The sequence below is a fragment of the Bacteroides sp. HF-4919 genome, assembly GCF_018860125.1.
In genome coordinates, this window is record NZ_JAHKNF010000021.1 from 14,648 (window position 1) to 37,263 (window position 22,616).

Annotated in this window: 20 protein-coding genes and 2 pseudogenes; 11 read left to right on the forward strand and 11 right to left on the reverse strand. The window is 43.7% G+C overall.

Translation table 11 applies throughout. From position 1 onward, the window contains the following. Window positions 1–3: 3 nt before the first annotated feature. The 5 genes from KO473_RS23055 (at window position 4) to KO473_RS23075 (ending at window position 7,151) form a co-directional block, all read left to right on the forward strand. The gene (locus KO473_RS23055) at window positions 4–1,092 is read left to right on the forward strand and encodes an efflux RND transporter periplasmic adaptor subunit (protein ID WP_005777548.1); all 1,089 of its coding nucleotides are present in this window, start codon (window positions 4–6) and stop codon (window positions 1,090–1,092) included. A 14-nt stretch (window positions 1,093–1,106) separates the two neighbouring features. Then, window positions 1,107–4,232, forward strand: coding sequence for an efflux RND transporter permease subunit (locus KO473_RS23060; RefSeq protein ID WP_005777550.1), 3,126 nt, complete (start codon window positions 1,107–1,109; stop codon window positions 4,230–4,232). Between the two features lie 33 nt (window positions 4,233–4,265). Beyond that, window positions 4,266–4,940: a response regulator transcription factor gene (locus KO473_RS23065; RefSeq protein WP_005777552.1), complete on the forward strand. Its 675-nt coding sequence runs from the start codon at window positions 4,266–4,268 to the stop codon at window positions 4,938–4,940. Window positions 4,941–4,957: 17 nt separating this feature from the next. Next, on the forward strand, window positions 4,958–6,295 hold the full coding sequence (locus tag KO473_RS23070; protein ID WP_005805741.1) for a HAMP domain-containing sensor histidine kinase: 1,338 nt from the start codon (window positions 4,958–4,960) through the stop codon (window positions 6,293–6,295). Between the two features lie 181 nt (window positions 6,296–6,476). After that, window positions 6,477–7,151, forward strand: coding sequence for a MarC family protein (locus KO473_RS23075; protein ID WP_005805743.1), 675 nt, complete (start codon window positions 6,477–6,479; stop codon window positions 7,149–7,151). Between the two features lie 43 nt (window positions 7,152–7,194). Here the strand turns inward: KO473_RS23075 and KO473_RS23080 are convergent, their stop codons facing one another. Both KO473_RS23080 and KO473_RS23085 read right to left on the reverse strand, forming a co-directional pair. Beyond that, the gene (locus KO473_RS23080; RefSeq protein WP_005820146.1) at window positions 7,195–8,940 is read right to left on the reverse strand and encodes an SGNH/GDSL hydrolase family protein; all 1,746 of its coding nucleotides are present in this window, start codon (window positions 8,938–8,940) and stop codon (window positions 7,195–7,197) included. A 742-nt stretch (window positions 8,941–9,682) separates the two neighbouring features. Then, on the reverse strand, window positions 9,683–10,387 hold the full coding sequence (locus KO473_RS23085; RefSeq protein ID WP_005777562.1) for a precorrin-2 C(20)-methyltransferase: 705 nt from the start codon (window positions 10,385–10,387) through the stop codon (window positions 9,683–9,685). 113 nt (window positions 10,388–10,500) lie between these two features. Here KO473_RS23085 and KO473_RS23090 point away from each other — a divergent pair, with 113 nt between their 5' ends. The 3 genes from KO473_RS23090 to KO473_RS23100 are packed head-to-tail and all read left to right on the forward strand — an operon-like array spanning window position 10,501 to window position 13,704. Further along, window positions 10,501–11,649, forward strand: a complete 1,149-nt coding sequence (locus KO473_RS23090) for an ABC transporter substrate-binding protein (RefSeq protein WP_005820148.1) — start codon at window positions 10,501–10,503, stop codon at window positions 11,647–11,649. A gap of 8 nt (window positions 11,650–11,657) precedes the next feature. After that, window positions 11,658–12,695: an iron ABC transporter permease gene (locus KO473_RS23095; protein ID WP_022012794.1), complete on the forward strand. Its 1,038-nt coding sequence runs from the start codon at window positions 11,658–11,660 to the stop codon at window positions 12,693–12,695. Window positions 12,696–12,699: 4 nt separating this feature from the next. After that, window positions 12,700–13,704 (forward strand): ABC transporter ATP-binding protein, encoded by a 1,005-nt coding sequence (locus KO473_RS23100; protein WP_005820152.1) that lies wholly within the window; start codon window positions 12,700–12,702, stop codon window positions 13,702–13,704. A 126-nt stretch (window positions 13,705–13,830) separates the two neighbouring features. On the opposite strand, the gene KO473_RS23105 is transcribed toward KO473_RS23100, so the two are convergent. The 6 genes and pseudogenes from KO473_RS23105 to KO473_RS23130 form a co-directional block, all read right to left on the reverse strand. Then, the gene (locus KO473_RS23105; protein WP_005820154.1) at window positions 13,831–14,724 is read right to left on the reverse strand and encodes an SDR family oxidoreductase; all 894 of its coding nucleotides are present in this window, start codon (window positions 14,722–14,724) and stop codon (window positions 13,831–13,833) included. Between the two features lie 11 nt (window positions 14,725–14,735). After that, a complete protein-coding gene (locus KO473_RS23110; RefSeq protein ID WP_005805756.1) occupies window positions 14,736–15,257 on the reverse strand; it encodes a hypothetical protein in 522 nt (173 codons plus the stop codon). A 62-nt stretch (window positions 15,258–15,319) separates the two neighbouring features. Then, window positions 15,320–15,547, reverse strand: a pseudogene (locus KO473_RS23115) (hypothetical protein); the annotation flags it as partial. Beyond that, window positions 15,516–15,677 carry a hypothetical protein gene (locus tag KO473_RS23120; RefSeq protein ID WP_005820158.1) on the reverse strand — a complete coding sequence of 54 codons (162 nt, stop codon included), beginning with the start codon at window positions 15,675–15,677 and terminating at the stop codon, window positions 15,516–15,518. The gene KO473_RS23120 and the pseudogene KO473_RS23115, both read right to left, overlap by 32 nt. Before the next feature lie 8 nt (window positions 15,678–15,685). Further along, the gene (locus KO473_RS23125) at window positions 15,686–16,381 is read right to left on the reverse strand and encodes a response regulator transcription factor (protein WP_005805762.1); all 696 of its coding nucleotides are present in this window, start codon (window positions 16,379–16,381) and stop codon (window positions 15,686–15,688) included. Further along, window positions 16,378–17,955, reverse strand: a complete 1,578-nt coding sequence (locus tag KO473_RS23130) for a cell wall metabolism sensor histidine kinase WalK (protein ID WP_005820161.1) — start codon at window positions 17,953–17,955, stop codon at window positions 16,378–16,380. The genes KO473_RS23125 and KO473_RS23130 overlap by 4 nt, the downstream gene beginning before the upstream one ends. A 681-nt stretch (window positions 17,956–18,636) precedes the next feature. Between KO473_RS23130 and KO473_RS23135 the strand changes: the two are divergent. The 3 genes and pseudogenes from KO473_RS23135 to KO473_RS23145 all read left to right on the forward strand — a co-directional run. Next, window positions 18,637–18,783 (forward strand): annotated as a pseudogene (locus KO473_RS23135) (flavodoxin); the annotation flags it as partial. 6 nt (window positions 18,784–18,789) lie between these two features. Further along, window positions 18,790–19,350: a flavin reductase family protein gene (locus KO473_RS23140; protein ID WP_005820162.1), complete on the forward strand. Its 561-nt coding sequence runs from the start codon at window positions 18,790–18,792 to the stop codon at window positions 19,348–19,350. Window positions 19,351–19,365: 15 nt separating this feature from the next. Next, window positions 19,366–19,887 (forward strand): DapH/DapD/GlmU-related protein, encoded by a 522-nt coding sequence (locus tag KO473_RS23145; protein ID WP_005805932.1) that lies wholly within the window; start codon window positions 19,366–19,368, stop codon window positions 19,885–19,887. Window positions 19,888–19,992: 105 nt separating this feature from the next. On the opposite strand, the gene KO473_RS23150 is transcribed toward KO473_RS23145, so the two are convergent. From KO473_RS23150 to KO473_RS23650, 3 genes are all read right to left on the reverse strand, one after another. Continuing rightward, on the reverse strand, window positions 19,993–20,694 hold the full coding sequence (locus KO473_RS23150) for an epoxyqueuosine reductase (protein ID WP_005820164.1): 702 nt from the start codon (window positions 20,692–20,694) through the stop codon (window positions 19,993–19,995). Next, the gene (locus tag KO473_RS23155; protein ID WP_005820166.1) at window positions 20,691–21,818 is read right to left on the reverse strand and encodes a GyrI-like domain-containing protein; all 1,128 of its coding nucleotides are present in this window, start codon (window positions 21,816–21,818) and stop codon (window positions 20,691–20,693) included. The genes KO473_RS23150 and KO473_RS23155 overlap by 4 nt, the downstream gene beginning before the upstream one ends. Window positions 21,819–22,406: 588 nt before the next feature. After that, the coding region (locus tag KO473_RS23650; RefSeq protein WP_250716633.1) for a hypothetical protein at window positions 22,407–22,616 on the reverse strand (210 nt) is incomplete at its 5' end.

Consider the following 22,616-nt stretch of genomic DNA (forward strand, 5'->3'; position numbering starts at 1 on the left):
TTTATGAATTGGACAAAATACTTTCCATGTATATTGATTCTGGGGTTGGGAGGTTGTTCATCAAAGATGAAGCAATCTGAGGTGCATACAAACTTATGTCTGACAGATAGTTTACTGAAAATAGTCTCTGTCGATACGGTACGTCTGCATGATGTGACGGATGAACTGGTTCTAAACGGGCGTGTGACTTTCAATCAGGAGCAGGTAGCGCACATTTATCCTATGTTTGGCGGTACTGTGGCGGAGCTTCATGCCGAAGTAGGGGATTACGTACGAAAAGGAGATATACTTGCGGTGATCCGTAGCGGTGAAGTGGCTGACTACGAGAAACAAATGAAGGAAGCAAACCAGCAGGTTATCATTGCCCGTAGAAATATGGATGCCACTCAGGATATGTTCGATTCAGGCTTGGCGTCTGATAAAGACGTATTGCAGGTGCGACAGGAATTGGCTAATGCAGAGGCGGAAGAGAACCGCATCAAAGAAATCTTTTCCATCAACCATTTCAGCGGTCGATCATTTTACGAAATCAAATCTCCGGTTTCCGGTTTTATTGTAGACAAAAAGGTGAGTAAAGACATGCAACTCCGCTCCGATCAGAGTGAGGAGATATTCACTGTTTCCGGCCTGGAAAATGTATGGGTGATGGCAGATGTTTATGAAAGTGATATTAGCAGAGTAGTTGAAGGAGCACCCGTACATATCACTACCTTGGCTTATCCCGATAAGGTCTTTTCCGGAAGTATCGATAAAGTCTATCACATGCTGGATACCGAAAGTAAGACGATGAATGTGCGCATTAAATTGTGTAATGAAGATTACTTGCTGAAGCCGGGTATGTTTACCAATGTCGGTGTGGAGTGTAAGTCGTCCGGGAAACAAATGCCCCGGATCGATGCACATGCCCTGATATTCGAAGGAGGGAAAAACTATGTTGTGGCAGTGGCTACGGACCACCGTTTATCGATTAAGGAGATTGATGTTTACAAACAGCTGAGTAAGGAATGTTATGTCCGTTCCGGACTTTCAGAAGGTGACAGAGTGTTGAATCAAAATGTATTATTGGTCTACAATGCTTTGAATGCAGACTAAAAGCGAAAAAAACTATGCATAAGTTTATAGACAATATTGTGGCTTTTTCGTTGAAGAATAAGTTTTTCGTCTTTTTTTGTACGGTGATTGCCATCATCGCCGGTGTGGTTTCATTCAGACACACTCCGATCGATGCATTTCCCGATGTGACGAATACGAAAGTGACCATCATTACCCAGTGGCCGGGACGCAGTGCCGAAGAGGTAGAGAAGTTTATTACGATTCCGGTGGAGATAGCCATGAATTCGGTACAGAAGAAGACAGATATCCGTTCGACAACCTTGTTTGGGTTGTCAGTCATCAATGTGCTGTTTGAGGATCATGTGGATGATTTTGTTGCTCGTCAACAGGTATATAATTTATTGAATGATGCCGATCTGCCGGAAGGAGTAACTCCTGAGGTGCAGCCTCTCTACGGACCTACAGGAGAGATTTACCGCTATACCCTGCGAAGTGACAAACGGAGTGTACGCGAACTGAAAACGATTCAGGATTGGGTGATCGATCGCAATCTGCGTGCCGTATCGGGTGTGGCGGATATTGTCAGTTTCGGTGGTGAAGTAAAAACCTGTGAAGTAAGTGTCAACCCAAACCAGTTAATCAATTATGGCATCACCTCGCTGGAACTTTATGATGCCATTTCGAAGAGTAATATTAATGTGGGCGGAGATGTAATAACCAAAAGCTCCCAGGCTTATGTCGTAAGAGGTATAGGGCTGATTAACGATTTGGAGGAGTTGCGGAACATTGTAGTGAAAAATATCAATGGTACTCCCATTCTGGTGAGGAATCTGGCTGATGTCCGTGAATCTTGTTTACCTCGTCTGGGACAGGTAGGGCGAATGGACGAGGATGATGTCGTGGAAGGTATTGTAGTGATGCGCAAGGGAGAGAACCCGGGTGAAGTGATATCCGGGCTGAAGATGAAAATAGATGAATTGAACGAAAGCATCTTACCGACGGATGTAAAGATTGTACCTTTTTATGATCGGGAAGACCTGGTGGATCTTGCTGTACATACAGTAACGCACAATCTGGTGGAAGGCATACTATTGGTAACTTTCATTGTATTCATCTTTATGGCGGACTGGCGGACAACGGTAGTGGTAGCTGTCATTATCCCTTTATCCCTGTTGTTTGCTTTTATCTGCTTGCATGTAATGGGGATGTCCGCCAATCTGCTTTCTATGGGAGCCATTGACTTTGGGATCATAATAGACGGGGCCGTAGTGATGGTAGAAGGTATATTCGTTGCTCTCGATCGGAAAGCGAGAGAAGTGGGGATGCCCGTTTTCAACCGGATGTCGAAGATGGGGCTGATCCGGAATACTGCCAAAGAAAAGGCCAAAGCGGTCTTTTTCTCCAAGCTGATTATTATTACGGCGTTAATCCCCATATTCTCGTTTCAAAAGGTGGAAGGGAAAATGTTTTCTCCTTTGGCTTATACATTGGGGTTTGCTTTACTGGGGGCCTTGATTTTTACTTTGACCCTGGTTCCGGTCATGTCATCCATCCTGTTAAGGAAAAATGTGAGTGAGAAAAGTAATTTTTTGGTGAGTTTTATTAGAGAGAAAAGTTCGGCCTTATTTGCCATTTTTCATGCTCATCGTAAGCTGTCCATCGGATTAGCTTCTTTGGTCGGAGGAGCCGGGCTGTTTCTTTACTCTTTTCTGGGGATGGAGTTTCTGCCGCAGTTGAATGAAGGAGCCATCTATATTCGTGCCACCCTTCCGCAAAGCATTTCTCTGGATGAGTCTGTTTCACTTGCCAACAGAATGCGTAGAGAGCTGTTGGCTTTTCCCGAAGTAAAGCAGGTGCTCTCGCAAACCGGGCGCCCGAATGATGGGACTGATGCTACCGGTTTTTACAATGTGGAATTTCATGTTGATATTTATCCGGAGAAAGAGTGGGAGAGCGGACTCAGTAAAGAACAGTTGATTGAAAAAATGCAATCTGCCCTTGCTCTCTATCCCGGTACCGATTTCAATTTCTCACAACCGATTACCGACAACGTGGAGGAAGCCGCTTCGGGTGTAAAAGGTTCTATTGCCGTTAAGGTTTTCGGGAAGGATTTATATGAGGCAGAGAAACTGGCTGTACAGATAAACAAAGTGTTGGGAACCGTAGCAGGTATTGAAGATCTGGGAGTGATCCGGAATATAGGTCAGCCGGAACTTCGCATCGAGTTGAACGAAAAACAGCTTGCCCGTTATGGTGTATCGAAAGAAAATGTACAATCTATTATTGAGATGGCCATCGGAGGTAAATCTGCTTCATTGCTCTATGAAGACGAGCGTAAGTTCAATATCATGGTTCGTTATAATGAAGAGTTCCGCCAGAACGAAGAGCAGATAGGTAAGATTCTGGTACCAGCGATGGATGGTGCGATGATCCCGATCAAGGAATTGGCAGATATCCGGACCATTACAGGACCATTGCTTATATTCCGTGACAGCCATACCCGTTTTTGTGCTGTTAAGTTCTCTGTACGTGGTCGTGCCATGGGGTCTGCCGTTGCCGAAGCACAAAAGAAAGTGGAAGCTTCGGTACATCTTCCGGACGGATATACACTGAAATGGACCGGAGATTTTGAGAATCAGCAACGTGCCAGCAAACGCCTTGCACAGGTTGTTCCCGTCAGTATTGCCATTATATTCGTTATCCTCTTCATCCTGTTTTCCAATGCCCGGGATGCAGGACTGGTATTGTTGAATGTCCCATTTGCGGCGGCCGGCGGTATCATTGCCCTATTGATCACTCACTTCAACTTCTCAATTTCTGCCGGGATCGGTTTTATAGCCTTGTTCGGCATCTGCATTCAGAACGGAGTGATTATGATTTCGGGTATTAAGTCGAATGTGCATTCGCACATGTCTTTGGCCGAAGCAGTGAAGAGTACGGTTCATTCGCGGGTCCGGCCGGTTGTGATGACGGCTGCTATGGCTGCTATCGGACTGATGCCGGCAGCCATGAGCCATGGTATCGGCTCCGAGTCGCAGCGTCCGCTTGCCATTGTTATTATCGGTGGCGTATTGTGTGATACTTTCTTTACGCTTTTTATTTTTCCGCTGATTGTAGAGGCCATTTATGGTAAAACTTTGTTTGATAAAGATGGAAAGCTGCGGCAAAGACGAGTGTAAACCGTATATTTGTCACTTTAAAACTCAAAAGTTATGGCAAAGATATTATTGGTAGAAGATGAAGTGAATATAGCTTCGTTCATAGAACGGGGACTGAAGGAGTTCGGACATACAGTGTCAGTTGCCAATGACGGTAATTCCGGATGGGAACTGATCCGGCAGGAAGTATTCGATCTGCTGATCATAGATATTATTATGCCCGGAATGAATGGCTTGGAGCTTTGCCGTCTCTATCGCCGTCAGTATGGTTATCTGGTTCCGGTGATTATGTTGACTGCGCTGGGTACGACGGAGGATATCGTAAAAGGATTGGATGCGGGAGCTGACGACTACTTGGTGAAGCCTTTCAGCTTTCAGGAACTGGAAGCCCGGATCAAGGCCATCCTGCGTAGAGGAAGAGAAGATTCCGCCCGGCAGTTGGTATGTGATGATTTGGTGCTTAACTGTAACAGCCGCCGTGCCAGACGTGGAGAAGCGGAGATAGACCTCACCGTCAAGGAATACCGTTTACTGGAATATTTTATGACCCATCAGGGATTGGTACTTTCGCGCCTGACATTATTGAGAGATGTATGGGATAAGAATTTTGATACGAATACCAATGTAGTGGATGTATACGTAAACTACCTTCGTGGTAAGATTGATAAAGACTTTAGTAAGAAACTGATTCATACTGTAGTTGGTTCCGGATATATCATGTATGCCTGACTAAAAAACACCTGACTATGAAAATCGGACGTAAGATTGCCCTCTTTTATACGTTGATAACAGTGTTGACCACCATGATCGTCATTGGAGTGTTTTATCTCTTCAGTTCGAGGTATATCGACGGATTGTATCAGTCGTATCTTCGGGAAAAAGCTTTTCTGACTGCCCAGAAACATTGGGAACGGGATGAGGTGGACGAACAAAGCTATCTGGCCATTCAACGGAAGTATGATGAACTGTTGCCGGAGGCCAAAGAGATTTTGCTGAATATGGACAGTGACGTCGTGGTACGTGATACGTTGAATAAATATCTTTCTGCTGGGCAACAAAAACTGCTCCTTGATTCAAAGGAGATGTCATCGGTATCTTTTGTCCATAAAGATATGCTGGGAGCTGCTTTGTACTATCCTGACAATGAGGGAAACTTTATCGTAATCGTAATGTCGCATAATGGCTATGGGGTTAAAATACAGGAACATTTGCTGGTATTATCTACCTTCCTGATACTCAGCAGTTCAGTATTGATCTTCTTCATGGGACAACTTTATTCTACGAGAATATTAATCCCCTTACAACATATTTTATTGCAGTTGCAGCGGATACGGGGCAATAGCCTGAACCGCCGACTGAAGACTACCGGCAATAAAGATGAACTGGATCATTTGATAGAAGCATTAAACAGTATGCTCGACCGTATCGACACTGCGTTCAAAGCAGAAAAATCGTTTGTCAGCCATGCTTCCCACGAATTGAATAATCCCATTACCGCCATTCAGGGTGAGTGTGAAATCAGTTTGTTAAAGGAGCGTAGCACGGAGGAATATGTCGAAGCCCTTCAACGAATTGCCGGGGAAAGCAAACGTCTCTCTAACTTGATCAGGCATTTGATGTTTTTGTCGAGGCAGGAAGAGGATATCCGGAAAAACAACGTCGAAAAGATTTATCTGGCAGACTTATTACAGGAGATGAGTTCTGCTGTTCCCCGCCTCCGGTTGCAATATCCGGAGGAGGGCGTAAAGAGTGCTGTGGTCGATGCAAATCCCTATTTGTTTAAGATAGCCTTGCAGAACATTATAGACAATGCCTGCAAGTATTCGCAAGAAGAGGTGATTGTGCGGCTTTACAAAGAGGGGGAACGATGGGGAATAGCGGTCGGGGACTCCGGAATCGGAATTCCCAAGGACGAGATAGAACATATCTTCCAGTCGTTCTACCGGGGAAGTAATACGAGAGAATATACAGGGCAGGGGGTTGGACTCAGCCTTTCAGCGAAAATATTTTCTGTTTACGGAGGAAAAATAGAGATTGCCTCCGAAGAAGGGAAGGGGACGGAAGTGAAGGTCATTTTCGGGTGACGCATCATCCGGATTTCTAAGTGGGGTACGTACGTTAGCATATGCTTTGGCACGTATATGATGGGCTGTTAAAATATCACAATAAGAAGATGTTTCTTGCATTTATAACATCAATAAGAGGCAATCTGTGTTTGTAGATGAGTGTTGCATTCTTAATAAAGTGTTTTAAAAAGCAAGAACTATGTCGTTGAGTAATCTGCTAATCATATTTTCATCCTCCTTTATGGCTTTGTTTCCCGTAGTAAACCCTTTGGGAAACGGTTTTGTTGTAAATGGCTTTTTTACAGACCTGGACCCAAAACAGCGAAAGACTGCCATTCAGAAGCTGATTTTCAACTTTATAATGATCGGTGTCGGTACTTTGGTGATAGGGCATCTGTTTTTGTTGATTTTCGGTCTGGCCATTCCTGTGATTCAACTTGGAGGCGGCATACTGATTTGTAAAACGGCAATGGAATTGCTTGCCGATTCCGGTTCTTCTGATAAGGGAGAGTCTAACCAGAATCTGGATAGCTTTAAATGGAAGAATATAGAACAGAAGATATTTTACCCCATCACATTCCCCATCAGCATCGGTCCCGGCAGTATATCTGTCATATTCACTTTGATGGCCTCTGCCAGTGTCAAAGGGAAACTACTGCAGACCGGAATCAACTATTTTGTTATCGCACTTGTCATCATCTGTATGGCTGCGATACTGTATGTTTTCCTCTCACAGGGGCAGAGGATTATTCAGAAACTCGGGCCTGTAGGCAATCAGATTATAAATAAGCTCGTAGCCTTTTTTACATTTTGCATCGGCATACAGATTTCGGTAACAGGTATATCTCAGATCTTTCATCTGAATATCTTGTAATGATGAAAGGTTGATATGTATTTATCAGCAACCGGATCTCTGCTTATAGATACCCTTTCAGCACCTTTGCGATCCGCTTGTATCCTTCTGCATTCGGATGCAGTCCGTCACGGAACAGAGAAGAGTCTATCGATCCGTCTTTTTGCGTCAGTTGCGGAGCAAGGTCAATGTAAGTACAGTCTTTGCCTGCCAGTTGTTTTTGTAATTCCGCATCGATTCCGGCAATGCGGGCTTCCATCCCTTTTCTTGGCAGGATGCCCATGATACAGAGTTTTGCCTGCGGCTGACGTTCATGAATGGCTTTTGCGATCCGGCAGATACCTTCTATAATTTCTTCATCACTGTTGAATGACAGATTATTGGTACCTATCAGCAGAAATATATTGCGAGCCTGGAAACCGTCCAGTTCTCCGTGATAGATGCGCCATAGTACATTCTCTGTTTTGTCCCAGCCGAATCCGAGGTTACGTACACTTCTCCCTTTGAATAATTTCTCCCAGGATTCTTTGCCAAACTGGTTATGCGCGATGGGGTCGCCTCCCCAGAAGTGTGTTATCGAGTTGCCGATCATCACTATTTCAGGAGCACTTTGTTTGTTCAGTTTCAAGATTTCTTCGTGACGGCCGTACCAATCATACGGATCTCTTTGTTGCTTGCATGGGATGCACGAAGCAGGTCCTTGATTGTCTTCACACAAAATTTCACGTATTTTCTTCTGGTAGCTGTCAGCGTATTGTTGCATACCCAGGTCGGTGGAGTGAACACCATCTACCATGGCATCCATCGGGATACCGATCTCTTCCTTGGTCAGATAGTATACAGCCGGAACCTGCTCTTTTTGTAACGTTTCATATGCCTTGCGCAGTTCTGCATTGGCTACACGATAAGATTCTTCCGCACTTTCGGAACTATATTCGTTACTATAACCGTCGTGTTCTACCAGCAAGATAGGGGTCCGGCTCTTTTCACGCAGCTTTTTCACTCCTTTCAGAGTGCGCTCGTATACAACGGCGGATTCTTTCTTTCCCGACAGATTGGGCATGCAATCGATGATATACAATTGCGCATCGATTTCAGACAACAGATCAAAGAGCGCTTCTTCCAGCTTTCCATTGCCGGAGAAACCAAGATTGATGACCGGATGTCCCAATTTCCGGTTTAAAATATTTCCCCATGCCATGCCCGGGCGGGAAGCGCAAGCTCCTTGTGCAATAGAAGTGCCGTATATAACCAGTGGCTTTTCCTGCGAGGCCGGTAGAAAACGGAAAGAGGCATCGGCAGGAACTCCTATTTCCATCCACGATACTTTATTGTATAACGGCAAAAATAATTGATATTCGAATCCGTTACCGGATTTGGCTGCATATGAAAGTCCGCTGAAACTGTAGGTTATCGTGTCACCCATGGAGTATCGTCCGGCACACCATCGTTCCCGTCCGTTGTTGTCCGTAGCGTATAAGTCTACACCCGAAACTCCGGTTGCCGGCATGTGTGGCATAGAGAGTCCGCCTTTCACCACATAACGAACCTTTATTTCCGGTGCATTGGAACGGAACGCAACAGACAGTCCTGCACTTTGCTGCGCCAAATCCCATAAAGGCTTGCGCACTTTATCCCGGGCCCGTAGAGGCAGTCGGGCATATGAATCTTTTAATTCGCTCTGCCATGCTTGTCCGCGCACCACATGGATATCTTGGTTTAATGGATTTGCCCATTTGTATTGTGCTTGCAGAGAAACACATCCCAGGAAAAGGGCTAAAAGGGAAAGTTGGAGTTTGGTTGTTTTCATAATCATCATCGTATTAGGGGCATGTAAAGGTAATTATTCCATCTCAAATATGCAATCGTCCTGACCAATAATAGACGAGTTACACACGGCTTTTTCATCTAACAACCGTCTTCCTCCCTTGTCCCTCCCCACAAAACCTTCCATTCGCACACAGCGATGTGGAAACAGCGCTTCGTTGTTTCTTTTTTAAGAAAGAATCCGGCCGACTATTACCGGAGAAGTGTAGTAGATTAACCATTGTCATACAACTCTTTATCCCAGCCCGCGTACCTGGGCTGACGAGCCCGCATACCCGGGCTGATGAGCCCGCATACCCGGGCCGATGAGCCCGCATGCCCGGGCCGAGATAAGGATCCGACCATTTGCACTAAAGAGAGTAAGGGAAATGAAATGCTTTTAGAGAGATAAACGGATAAGAAATTGGACATATCCATTTGTTTTCCAAATCGTTACTATTGAAATATTCCCTAAAACAGCGGGTGGAAGATGGAAGATGGGGGTGGAAGATAAATGGCATAAAAACCGCATCTTCCACCAATCTATACATCTCACAATCAACGATATGCACTCTAAAAGGTGGAAGATGGAAGATCGAAACGCGCTTTTTGTATGAGAGGAAGGCAGGGTATGAAAGATTCGTGCGAGTTACACAACTGGTCCATGACGAGTTGTACAACCGGTATATGCCGGGGTACACAACTCGTCTATAGGTAGTTCAAGACCTTCACCGGATAAAGTCCGGTCAGAACCTGATAATCATTACTGAAAAATAGGGGAATCTCTTCTCACGGAGTTCTTCGTTGGAGCAAGAGTAGTATTCCTTCTCTGTTCCTACATTCTCAAAATAGTGATACTGATATTCTGGATGGCTGTTTATGCATTGGTGTACTTCTTCTACACATTGCGAGAGCTTCATAATGACCACTACGGTTTGTTGCTTCAGGTAATTTTCCAGTTCTTTGGTTGTGACAAGTCCGGGTAGTATAATCAGCCGTTCTTCCCGGCTGACGATGTGCATGCCTGCCATTGCTCCGGAAGCTATAAAAGCGGGAATACCTGCAATCTGTTCTACAGGGATACCGTCTTCCCGCAGCTTGTCGTAAATATAATGGATGGAAGAGTAGAGACCTGCATCTCCTTCCGCCACAATTACAATGTTTTTCCCTTCCGCACGGAGTGTTTTGCTGCTTTCGTATACAGCTTCGTAGGCTTTTAGAGCTTGTGTCCGATCTTTGTCCATTGGAAGCCGGAAACATTGTACGGTGTCCGAGAATCCGAGAGTATCCAGAATGGAAAGTGCCCGTGACGAAGATTTCCCGTCTCGGGTCATGGTGGCAGGACAAAAGATACAGTCGGCCGTTTGCAGGGCTTTGAATCCTTTTAGTGTTATCAGGTCCGGTTCACCCGGTCCTAAAGATACGAAACGTATAGGGTGTGATGTTGTCATTTGCTATCGGTTTATCATCTTAATGTTCTGCAAAAGTGAGGAAAATATCCCTATGAAACAAGAATTATTAAGTATCTTTGACCGCTATAATCTGAATTAAAAGACGAATACCGATGAAACAATTCCTGATTGGATGCGCACTGCTGGCCTGTATTTCTTTTGCCGGTTGCCGTCCGAAGAACAACCAGAACGTAACAACTGTAACCTGTGAGGCGGCCGATACTTCTTCCATCCGTATCACACCTGTTTATGCCAAAGGATTCAGAGTGACTTATACACCTACGTGCCGTTTGGTCGATATCAGTGATCCTCAGAAGGAAGGCGGCGAGTCTTTTCATTATGCGCTTGTACCCAGAGGCGTGAAACCCGAAAATATTCCTGCTGACTATACGGTCATAGAAACGCCTGTTAAAAGTGTTATCTGTATGACCTCCTTGCAGTTATCAAATTTCATTAAACTGGATGCTTTAAGTCATGTGGTAGGTATTACGAGCACCCGCCATCTTTTCAACAAAGAGATGAACGAACGTCTGAAGCAAGGGAAAACAGCTAAGATAGGTATTGAGGGGAATTTCGATAACGAAGTAATCATGAGTGTAAATCCCGATGTCATTTTCATCTCACCATTCAAACGAGGCGGATACGATGCCATGCGTGAAGTAGGTATTCCGCTGGTTCCGCATCTGGGTTACAAAGAGATGACTCCGTTGGGGCAGGCCGAGTGGATTAAGTTTATCGGACTTTTTATAGGTGAAGAAGAAGCGGCCAACCGGAAGTTTGCGGCTATTGAAAAGCATTATAACGAACTGAAAGAGCGGGTTGCCCATGTAGAAAAGCGTCCGGTAGTTTTCAGTGGAGAAATCCGGGGAGGCAACTGGTATGCTGTAGGAGGTAAGAGTTTTCTGGCACAACTTTTCCGTGACGCAGGAGCCGACTATTTCTTGAAAGACGATCCCCGTTCAGGAGGTGTCACGCTCGATTTTGAAACGGTGTATAGCCAGGCAGAGAATGCCGATTATTGGCGCATTGTCAATAGTTTCGACGGAGCCTTTTCTTATGATGCACTGAAAAGCGAAGATCCGAGATATGCCGATTTCCGGGCTTTCCGTGATAAAGGGGTGATTTATTGCAATATGCGGGAGAAGCCGTTTTATGAAAGTATGCCTACCCAGCCGGAAGTTGTACTGGAGGATTTGATTAAAGCTTTTCATCCGGATTTGTTGCCCGATTATACTCCTGTTTATTACGAACGCCTCAATTGATCTGCCTGATGAAACGACCGACAGTACCTCTTATGTTGCTTATAGCGGCATCTATTTTTATCTTTTTCCTGTTGAACCTTCTTTTGGGTTCGGTTTCCATCCCTATCGGTTCGGTATGGAACATACTTTGGGGAGGGACAGATGAGTCCATTATCTGGCAGAATATAATCTGGAAATCACGTGTGCCACAGGCCCTGACAGCTTTAGTGGCCGGTGCCGGGCTTTCCATCAGTGGTTTGCAGATGCAAACCGTATTCCGTAATCCGCTGGCGGGACCTTCCGTACTTGGAATCAGTTCCGGTGCCAGTCTGGGGGTAGCTTTTGTCGTATTGCTGTCCGGTGCGTTGGGAGGTGTGGCACTTAGCAAACTGGGATATATGGGTGAAGTGGCACTTTCGTTAGCGGCTGTTATCGGAGCCTTGTCGGTTATGGCACTTATTGTATATGTGTCGCAAAAAGTGAAAGGGAACGTCACACTGTTGATAATCGGTGTGATGATTGGGTATGTGGCAAGTGCTATCATCGGTGTACTCAAATATTTTAGTGTGGAAGAAGATATCCGTGCCTATGTGATCTGGGGACTGGGAAGTTTTGCCCGTGTCTCCGGAGATCAGATGACTTTGTTTGTCTGCATTATGGTCGTACTGATTCCGCTCTCTTTCCTGTTGATTAAAACCATGAACCTGATGCTGCTTGGCGATGGATATGCCCGTAACCTGGGATTGAACATAAAGCGTGCCCGGCTTTTGGTAATCTCTTGTTCGGGAGTGCTTGTCGCCATTGTGACGGCTTATTGTGGTCCGATCATGTTTATCGGTTTGGCGGTTCCCCACCTTTGCCGTGCCATCTTTCACACTTCAGATCACCGCATCCTGATGCCGGCTACTTTGCTGGCGGGGGCGTCACTGGCTTTGGTGTGTAATCTGGTGGCCCGTATGCCGGGGTTCGAGGGGGCACTTCCCGTCAACTCCGTGACAGCATTGGTCGGTGCGCCGGTCGTGGCATCTGTGTTGTTCCGTAAACGTAAAAGTGAATTAAGTGAATAAAGATATGAAGCAGAAGACCATTCATATAGAAAACCTTTCGATAGGCTATCTGGGTAAGACCGATGTCAAAGTGGTGGCCGACCGCATCAATGCCGGCATTAACTGTGGCGAATTGACTTGCTTACTGGGCGCTAATGGAGTGGGGAAGTCTACTTTGTTGCGTACGCTTTCGGCTTTTCAGCCTAAACTGGGAGGCAAGATAGAGATTGTGGGTAAGGAAATCGATGCGTATACCGACAAGGAGTTGTCGACTGTGATTAGTGTGGTGCTCACCGAGAAATGTGACATACGCAATATGACGGTACACGAGCTTGTAGGTTTAGGCCGGAGTCCGTATACCGGTTTTTGGGGAACACTCCGTGGAGAAGACAAAGAGGTGGTTGAACGTTCTATTGCTCTGGTAAAGATTGAGAATCTGGCGCACCGCATGGTACATACCCTGAGTGATGGTGAGCGCCAGAAAGCAATGATTGCCAAAGCACTGGCACAAGAAACCCCGGTGATTTTTCTGGATGAACCGACAGCCTTTCTCGACTTTCCCAGTAAAGTGGAGATGATGCAATTGCTCCACCAACTGAGTCGGCAGACCAACAAAACGATTTTTCTTTCTACCCACGACTTAGAGTTGGCTTTACAGATTGCCGATAAAATATGGCTGATGGATAAGATGAATGGAGTGACTATCGGCACTCCCGAGGATCTTTCCCTAAGTGGTAAATTGAGTAGTTTCTTCGCTCGTAAAGGTATTGTATTCGATCTGGAGACCGGTTTGTTCCGGGTAGATAATGAATATACATCACGAATACGTCTGGTAGGGCACGGACAGAAATATGCCATGGTACGTAAAGCCTTGCAGCGTAATGGAATTCTGGCAAATCGTAACATCGAGTCCGATATTTATATCGAAACCGGTGATTTGAAAGAGGGTAATGGATTCATTATGCATCTGCAGGAAGGAGAAGTGGTGATGGTGGGGAGTATTGAAGAATTGTTGGAGAAGTTAGGATGAAGCCCGCTTTTTCACCACAGAGGGCACGGAGGATTAATATCTGATTTTGCGAATACGTCAAATAAGAACATTAAAACTCTGTGCCCTCTGTGTCTCCTCTGTGGTGAAAAAATATAAGTGTCGATACTATTCAGACAAGCAGGCTGCCATTCCTTCTTCCAATGTGTGTGGGTTGTATCCGATTTCAGTTTTAGCTTTTTCAATGCTCAATCCGCTAAAGCGGGGACGGGGAGTAGCCTCTTGCATTTCTTCGGTAGTGACGGGCTCAATCAAAGAACGGTCCAGTTTCAGAAAATCGGCTACCCGGTAGGCGATTTCGGCAATCGTGAGACATTCATTCCCGCAAATGTGATAGATTCCGTTGGAGGGGTGAAACATCAGCTTTTCTACTCCTTCCGAAATATCTCCTACAAAAGTCGGTGTACGCCATTGGTCGGATACAACACGAATTGTTTCCCCTTTTCTCAACCGGTTGGCAACTAACTGAAGAATGTTGCCATGCTGCCCCGTGAGAGCCTTTCCATAAACAACAACTACACGCACTATTGCATAATTGCTGCAGCAATCAGCCACCACTTTTTCAGCTTTCAGTTTCGTAACTCCGTAATAATTGACTGGAGAGGCTTCATCTTCTTCTTTGTAGAGTTGATTGCTTTTACCATCAAATACAAAATCAGTTGACAGATGGATGAAACGGCTGCCATACTGTTCACAGGCATGTGAAATGGTTTCAACAGCCGTTACATTCGTGGCTTCAGCTTCTGCATGGTGAGTTTCACAATAATCCGGCACCGAAAGGGCAGAAGTATTGATTACAATGTCCGGTTGGGATTCATTGAATAACCTTTGTACGGCATCTGTGTCCCGAATGTCTGTACGTACAAAACGGTAACCCTTTCCGGGGCAGATATCATCTCTTAAAGAACATCCGGTGACATTGTAGATAGATTTAGCCGACAAATCGTTCAGTATCCGGCGGCCCGTAAATCCGTTTGCACCGATAATCAGTATGTTTTTCATTTCTTTCTTTTTTAATATGGATAGTAGCGTCCTTGTTGAACCTCGATGCGGATACCGAAATTACCATCGGAAGATTTCATTTCAAAAGCACCTTTGAAGTTATTCTTTTCCCATGGCATGGCACCATGGTTAGGCACCTTCTGGCCTTTGGCATTATATTCTCCGTATGTATTCAGGCGCATGCCGTTTTTCAGTTTAAACGATCCCATCTGGAGTTGTTGTGGAGACGAGAAGAAACCACCAAATCCGTATGAAAGAGAGGGCGTGAATACATTGGATAACCCTTGTGTCATTATAATGTCGGGATTTAGACTGAATATTCGGCTATAATCTTTGCTCGCATCGGGCAGCTCGAATTTATATTCCGGTAGTTTGGGAGGAGCTGCCATAAACAGTCCCATGTCGATCAGGAAGTCTCCGTATTGTTTGACGGTAGAGGGCAAATGCCGGATGCTGTCGGACGGTAATTCCGACTGTGCAGAAAGTGAGGCCGTACTCAGTAACAGCAGCAAAAAGAATATCAGCTTCTTCATATCCGTTGGGTTTATCTTTAGTGTCGCAAAGATATGAAAATAATCAGCTTGCCGTGAATCCTTTATTTCTTTTTTAGATGAATTACGGGACCGAAAACAGGGGTGGTTTCCCAGTGCCCTTTTATTGGATTAAATTCATGGACAGCTCCCCCGGTAATACCGAATTTATCATTGAACATGTAGTCGAGTGTACCTCCGAAATGGCTTTGCATATAGAGATCGGGAACCATATAGCCCATTTTAGAGTTACGTTGGCCATTAAGTGAATATTGTCCGAATACGTTCAAGTAATTCCTGACGGATTTCGGGCACAGTCCTGCGATGACCTGTGACGCTGTCTTGCGGTTGTTCCGTTTGTGCAAAGGCTATCGTAGACATGATTGCCAGTATAAATGTGCTGTATATCTTTAGGGTTATCATGCTGTTTTTTAGTTTAATATCAATTTGTATCCGATTCCTCTGACATTTACGATGCGTATACGTTCGTCAGCCGATAATTTATGTCGGAGTTTAGTGATGAAAACATGTAAGCTCCGTGAATTGAAAAAGCTATCGTCTCCCCAAAGGTCGAGTAGTACATTCTGTGTGTTGACTACCTGATTCTGATTTTCGCAAAGCCGTTTTAGAATTTCTGTTTCCCGATGGGAGAGCTCTTGTTTCAATCCGGCATGTGTCAGTGTTTGTGCAAGGGTATCGAACAAATAGTTGCCTATCTCAAACCGTGTGGTTATTTTCTTTTCTTCTGCAAAACTGAATGCCTTACCTACCAATGCTTTAATACGGATGATCAGTTCCTGCATTCCGAATGGCTTTTTCAGGTAATCATTGGCGCCCAATTCAAAACCTTCTACTACGTCATTGATGGCCGAACGGGCTGTCAGGAAAAGTACCGGGGTCTGTTTATCGGTCTGGCGGATACGTCTTACCATCTCAAAGCCATCCATACGTGGCATCATCACGTCGGCTACCAGTACATCCGGACGTATGTCGAAAAACATACGCAATCCCTCTTCACCGTTGGCAGCAATGGTGAGGGTGAAGTCATTCTCTTCAAGTGTATCCTTGATAATCATGGCGAGGGTCAGTTCGTCTTCCACTAATAATACTTTAATTTTCTCTTTCATAACATAATGGTGAATGTACTACCGTGTCCTGGTTCGCTTTCTACACAAACTGTGCCTCCATGCTTCTCAATCATTGTTTTCACATAGTAGAGTCCCAGACCGTATCCTTTTACGTTATGGAGATTTCCGGTCGGTACACGGTAAAATTTGTCGAATATATGTTTTTGTTTCTCTTGTGCGATACCTATTCCCTCATCGGTGACTGAAATTTCTACTTTTCCGTTAACTTCTGTTTCACGACAGCGGATATGGATAACGGCTTTCTCCGATGAGTATTTCACGGCATTGTCTATCAGATTACTCAGAATATTGCTGAAATGAGTCCGGTCGGCAAATACCGTAAGATCTTCCGGTTCTGTTTTATAGTCAATGCTGACGGGTTTCTTTGCTTTGAGTCGGTGTTGCTCTGCTAATGTTTCGAGCAAAGGGATAAGAGTTATCTCTTCCGGGCGGAGTCGGAAAGTCTTACGCTGTTCCATACTCATCGTTAGTATCTGTTCGACCAGCCCACTGAGTCTTTGCAGTTGCTCCTGGCTGATATTCAGATATCTGTCTCGCTTTTCTTTCTCATCAGCTTGTCCGAAGTTTAGCAATGCGTCGTTGGCGGCATATGCCACAGCTATAGGGGTCTTTAATTCATGCGTGATGTTGTTGGTGAAATCACTTTTCATTTCTTCCAGTGTTTTCTGTTTCAGCAATGTACGGATCAAGTACCAGAAAGAGAATCCTAATATCAACAAGATGATAAATGAAGTAATAAGTATACCAGCCATCTGCCGGACAATAACTCCGGCTACAGAATCCATCCGGAGGCGGTAGAGCGAGTGTGAATGGATGTCGAAAGTATAGTCGTAAGTATGTGCATCCGGTCCGGGGATGTAGTCCGCTGTACCGGCAACTCCCAAGGTATCGGTAAAAAACTGAGTAGAATCGAGAGTGTGGCTGAAACGCAGATATTCTATCCGATATGGAAGTGTTATTCCCCTTTCTTGCAGGTTTAGTGTCAGCAGGCTGTCGTAGGACTGAAAATTGGGATCCATGATTATGTCAAGTCCCGAATGTAATCCCCTTTGAAAATAAGTAGCCAGTTCGAGCATGCTACTCTGATCTTTCAATAATAGGTCCAGACCACCTTTCGTTTGTAGCATGGCAGTTTTCACTTCCTGCGAAGTAGAGTCCTTGGGGATTACTTTTATTTCCTTTTGATCATTACGGACTACGATCAGGGTGTCCAGTTTTTTTTCGGTTCTAAGAATGGTGTCCTGTTGTACATCCATACCTTTGGGAACCTTCTCTTTATGAACTGTAGTGCTGCTGCGAACCAGTGTTCCACCTTCATCATTGTACCCGGCAGAGACAGAGATCTCACCATGATCTTTGTCATCACGGCGCATGCATTCTATGCGTAGCATCATTTCATTATAATCACATGTGCGCATAGCCTCGGTAATGGAATGCTCCATGTCTGTTTTCATGGTATGGTACATGCTGACCAACCAATATGTCTGGTAGGCAAAAATAGCTATCAAAGAGGCTATTACGAGTATGGCAATATGTTTTATGGGGAGTTTCATGCAAACAAAGATAATAGTAAACTTTCTGGATTATCACATCTGATAAGACTAAATAACACTAAAGTCAAAAACTACAGTGACGAAATAGCCTGATTAGCAGGATATTCGTGAAGTCAAAGAAAAATGAATAGTGAATTAGGTAACGATTGATTTTTGAGGTCAATTTCATTATTCTGCATTAATCTTCAAAGAACTCTCTTTCAGGCAAAGATAAAATATTTGTTTGTTACTTCGATAACTTGGATTGGAAATATATAAAATTGAGAATTTGTCTGTTTTTGTCTGCATATATACTGAGTTTCAAAAGATAGCTAATATGTCGATTTCTTAATGTATTGATAATGAATGTGTAACTTATGTGTAAGAGGGTGTCATGACTCACTACAGAGGACACAGAGTAACACAGAGGTGTTTTAAAGTTACTGATTATTAGTGAAAAACTCTGTGATACTCTGTGCTACTCTGTGGTGAAAAGAGTTTCGACACAGCCTCTTACACATACTATTTCTAAATCTAAAAGACTTTTAGTATCATCGAAGTTACCGGTAACCCAGATATAGATTTAAGCTCGTCCTTCGTTTTTTCTTTTATCAGTGATTTTGGTTAGATAATCAGTGATTTATATACCTTAATGATGAATATTATTCTGTAATTTTGTACCATGATAATAGAGACTAAAACATTATTCCGTTTGCTACATCGGGTAGCAGTAGTATTTCTAATGCGGAAAAAGAGTTACAGGAAACCTATCCTGATATGAAATGGCAAAAGGGTCGCCTTTTGAATGGTGTGGCGAAGGAAGATATTAAGAAATGGACTAAAAAATAAATTGTTATGAGAAAGAATTTTGGGGCAAAGCCCTTTACTTATCCGCAGCCGGTGTTTATTATCGCTGCTTATGATGAAAATGGTACTCCCAATGCTATGAATGCGGCTTGGGGTGGTATCAGCGAGATGCATGAAATTAGTATTTGTATTAGTGAGGGACATAAAACGACAGCCAATATACTGAAGCGTAAGGCTTTTACCGTAAGTATGGCAGAGGTCGGACAGGTGGTTGCCTGTGATTACGTGGGTATTGTTTCCGGCAATAAGGTTTCGGATAAATTTGCTCGTGCAGGTTTCCATGCTACTCGTTCGGAGTTTGTAGATGCACCGTTGATCGACGAATTATCTGTAGTGCTGGAATGTAAGTTGAAGGATTATAATCCTGAAACCTGCATTTTGCGTGGTGAGATAATAAACGTAAGTGTAGATGAACGTGTTCTCGACGAAAATGGTAAGGTGGATGTATCCAAAGTGTCTCCTATTATATTCGATCCGTTCAATAACGATTACCTGGAAGTGGGTAAAAAGGTAGGTAACGCCTTTTCGGATGGGAAGAGATTGAAATAAGGAGTAGCATTATATATGAAAGAAATAAGAATAGACTGCGCACACCAGAGTGAGGCGGAACTTGCTTTGGCGAAAGAACAGGCACAATTGGTATTCCGCCTGAACCATACTATGCCGATGACGGACGAATATGATGAGCTGCTTCATCGTCTTTTTCCGGATATGGGGGAAGGCAGTCGTGTGAATACTCCGCTTACTGTCGTTCGTCCCCATGAGGTGAAGATTGGCCGCCATGTCATTATTATGAATGGTTGCCTGATGATGTCTGCCGGTGGTATTACGATTGACGATGATGCTCAGATAGCTGCCAACGTACAACTGATATCGAATAATCATGATCTTGACAATCGCTCGATTATTACTTGTAGACCGGTACATATTTGTAGCAGGGCATGGATAGGAGCAGGGGCTACGATCCTTCCGGGAGTTACAATCGGTGAGAATAGTGTTGTAGGAGCGGGCAGTGTTGTGACCAGTGATGTAGAACCGAACACGATTGTGGCAGGTAACCCCGCCAGGGTAATTCGAAGGATTTAGATTTTTCGATTATTGGTTATGGAAAAATATAAGAATGAAAACGGAAGGGATTGATTTCTCTTCCGTTTTTATTCTTGTGAACCTTCGTTTGTTGCTTGTGGAGATTCAGACAATATTCCTCTTTATATATGTTTGTGTTCTGGGACAATGCACAAGGCATTTCAAACAGGTACTACATCCATGTATGTTAACGATTTCATCTCTTGAAACAGATCTACTCCAAACTTTACCTTTAAGGACCTTTCTCTCGCAGATATTGACACAAGTAATGCAATTTCCGCATTTTGGAGTTAGAGGTTCATGCAATACCGTTTCCAGTGGAGCATCAGTTAAAACCGTACCGAGACATTGTGCTGCACCATATTCAGGAGTAATTAACAGGTTGTTTTTCCCAATCCACCCTAATCCGCCAAGTAGTGCAACGGTTTTATGGGGCAATACTGATTCTTTTGTTTCAAAATTGAATACGCCGTCAGCCACTAATCCTGTATCGGATTGCGATATGGCTTTATACCCCTTTCCGGTGATGAACTTGGCCAATTCGTCTGCTATTTCTCCCGCCTTATGTTCGGTTTGCGAATATTCATCATCGTCGAAATTGTAATTATCCGCTATCCGTGCTTGTACGTAGTCGGGAATATTAAATACCATTTTAGCATATTCTGCGGTTAGCGGGAGTGCAAAAACAATGGCGTTCGGGAGTTGTCTGTTTTGCTTTTCATTCAAATGCGATATGCCGACAAAGCGTATCAGTTCTGCTCCTTGATTTTTTAATTCGTTTTCTATCTCTGGGTTTAAGTATTTCATGTTTCTTTTTTTGTAATAGGGATATAAATATCTGTTATAAGCTCCGCAGCCGGAGTTTTTTCGGGAGTGTTGATGTAAGTCTCAAAGGTGAGCTGTTCTCGCAGGGCATAATCGCTTGTCGGCAACCAGTCAAGGTAAATATGGCGGTACACCTTATTCAGTTCATGATAAAACCCTTTGAAACGAAAGATTGCATATTCTCCCGCATGAATCTCATAAACGCCAAAGCCTTTCGGCATTTCAAATGATTTGGGCAATATTACCCCAATCATAAAACGGCTTTGTTCTTCTGGCGTGATATACGGATAATCGAGAGTCAAACTCATGTATTTACATCCTTTTGAAGACAATTCATATTTTTCGGAAAATTGTAGCAACTGCTTCCACAAAACAGAGAAGCTATGGATGACATTATTTGTTCTTTCCAATTTCAAGTATGCGATTCGGATACCAGATATTTTTTCAATACTTGGTTCAATTCGTATCGGATTCTTTCTTTCAGGATTGACGTTTGAATGCTTTTTGCGAAATTCCGGAATGGAACAATTGAAATAACTCTTGAATGCCCTCGAAAGTGTATGCTTGTTCTGATAATTGATTTGCCCGAGAAGTTTCGGGACACTTATATCAGTTGTTATTAGCTTAAATGCAATGTACTCTAATCTCAGTCGTTGAATGTACATTCCCATATTTTCGCCACAAACTGCTTTGAAAAGCCTGCGAAAATAATATTTGGAGATACCTGCAACATGCGATAGCTTTTCGGAATTAAGGTCGTCAAACAAATGGCGGTTGATATACTCCTGAACTCTTATAATCAAATCATATTGCACATGAGCCGTATTGATCTTTTGTTTCCACCTCTTGATATTCGGAAGCCGTTTGGACATTTCCGCTCTCAATTCTTCCGAAGTGAGATTGACTCCTGTCTCTTTATAATATTCTTCGGGGAAAAGCCCCCAAAGATAAATGAGATAATCCATTGAGAAATCATAGAGTTTAACCCCGTTGTGCAAACAATAGTCGCAATACTCCACATTTTGGTTTGCTTTAAGATTGGTATAATCTATGTCTAATGGGATTCCACACGTTTGGCAATATTTTGTTTCAGCATTGATTTTCATATATTTCTTGTTCTTGGGGTGCAAAGTTAATCAATAGATTGTGCTAAAGGTTACCATAAGTAGTCTTCTTTTAAAAGAAAATAGGGAATGCCTTAATATAATTATAGATTCAATACTTTACATATAGAAATGGGTGATTATATTTTCATTAGTGTAAAATTTCTTTCTGTTAGGATTCTATTTAATAATTTGAGGGTACCCCTTAACTATAAATTAGCATTATTGATTTTCCCTTGCATCACTTAACCAAACTTGCTCTTATCTCTGTGTTAGGAGAAGAAGCAAAAACAGATCGTTTTATCGTGATAAGTGAAAGAACAGCGGCGGATAAAGTTGGTGGTTATTTCGGTGTCCAACCTGGACATCCGGAATAGATAAATTATACAGCCTACGCCTGAAATTGAATATTTGCCGGGTTCTTTTATTTCCCCTTTTGTGTTCTTTATCACTTCCTCACGTTCTTTACTTTGCATCCCAAAACTTTCCCGTCGTCATGCCTGTTTCAGGACATACGCGCGATGCGGAACTAAAAATCAGAGTATTATGGATGAAAAAGAAAGGAATGCAGGAGGGACGCTAACCACGAACTTACCGGATCTGGCATGTTACATGCAGTCGGTGATCGGACAGTTGGAAGCGGACAAGAAACGTTCGGCGGTACATACGTACACGAGGGTGTCCGAAAAGGGTACCCTCTAACTTTTTTCTTTTTTTGTGATTTATCCAACAACTTATAAAAATGCCCCTCATGAAACTCAATTTTCTCCCTTTATCAGTCTTATAATCCTTTCCATCCCT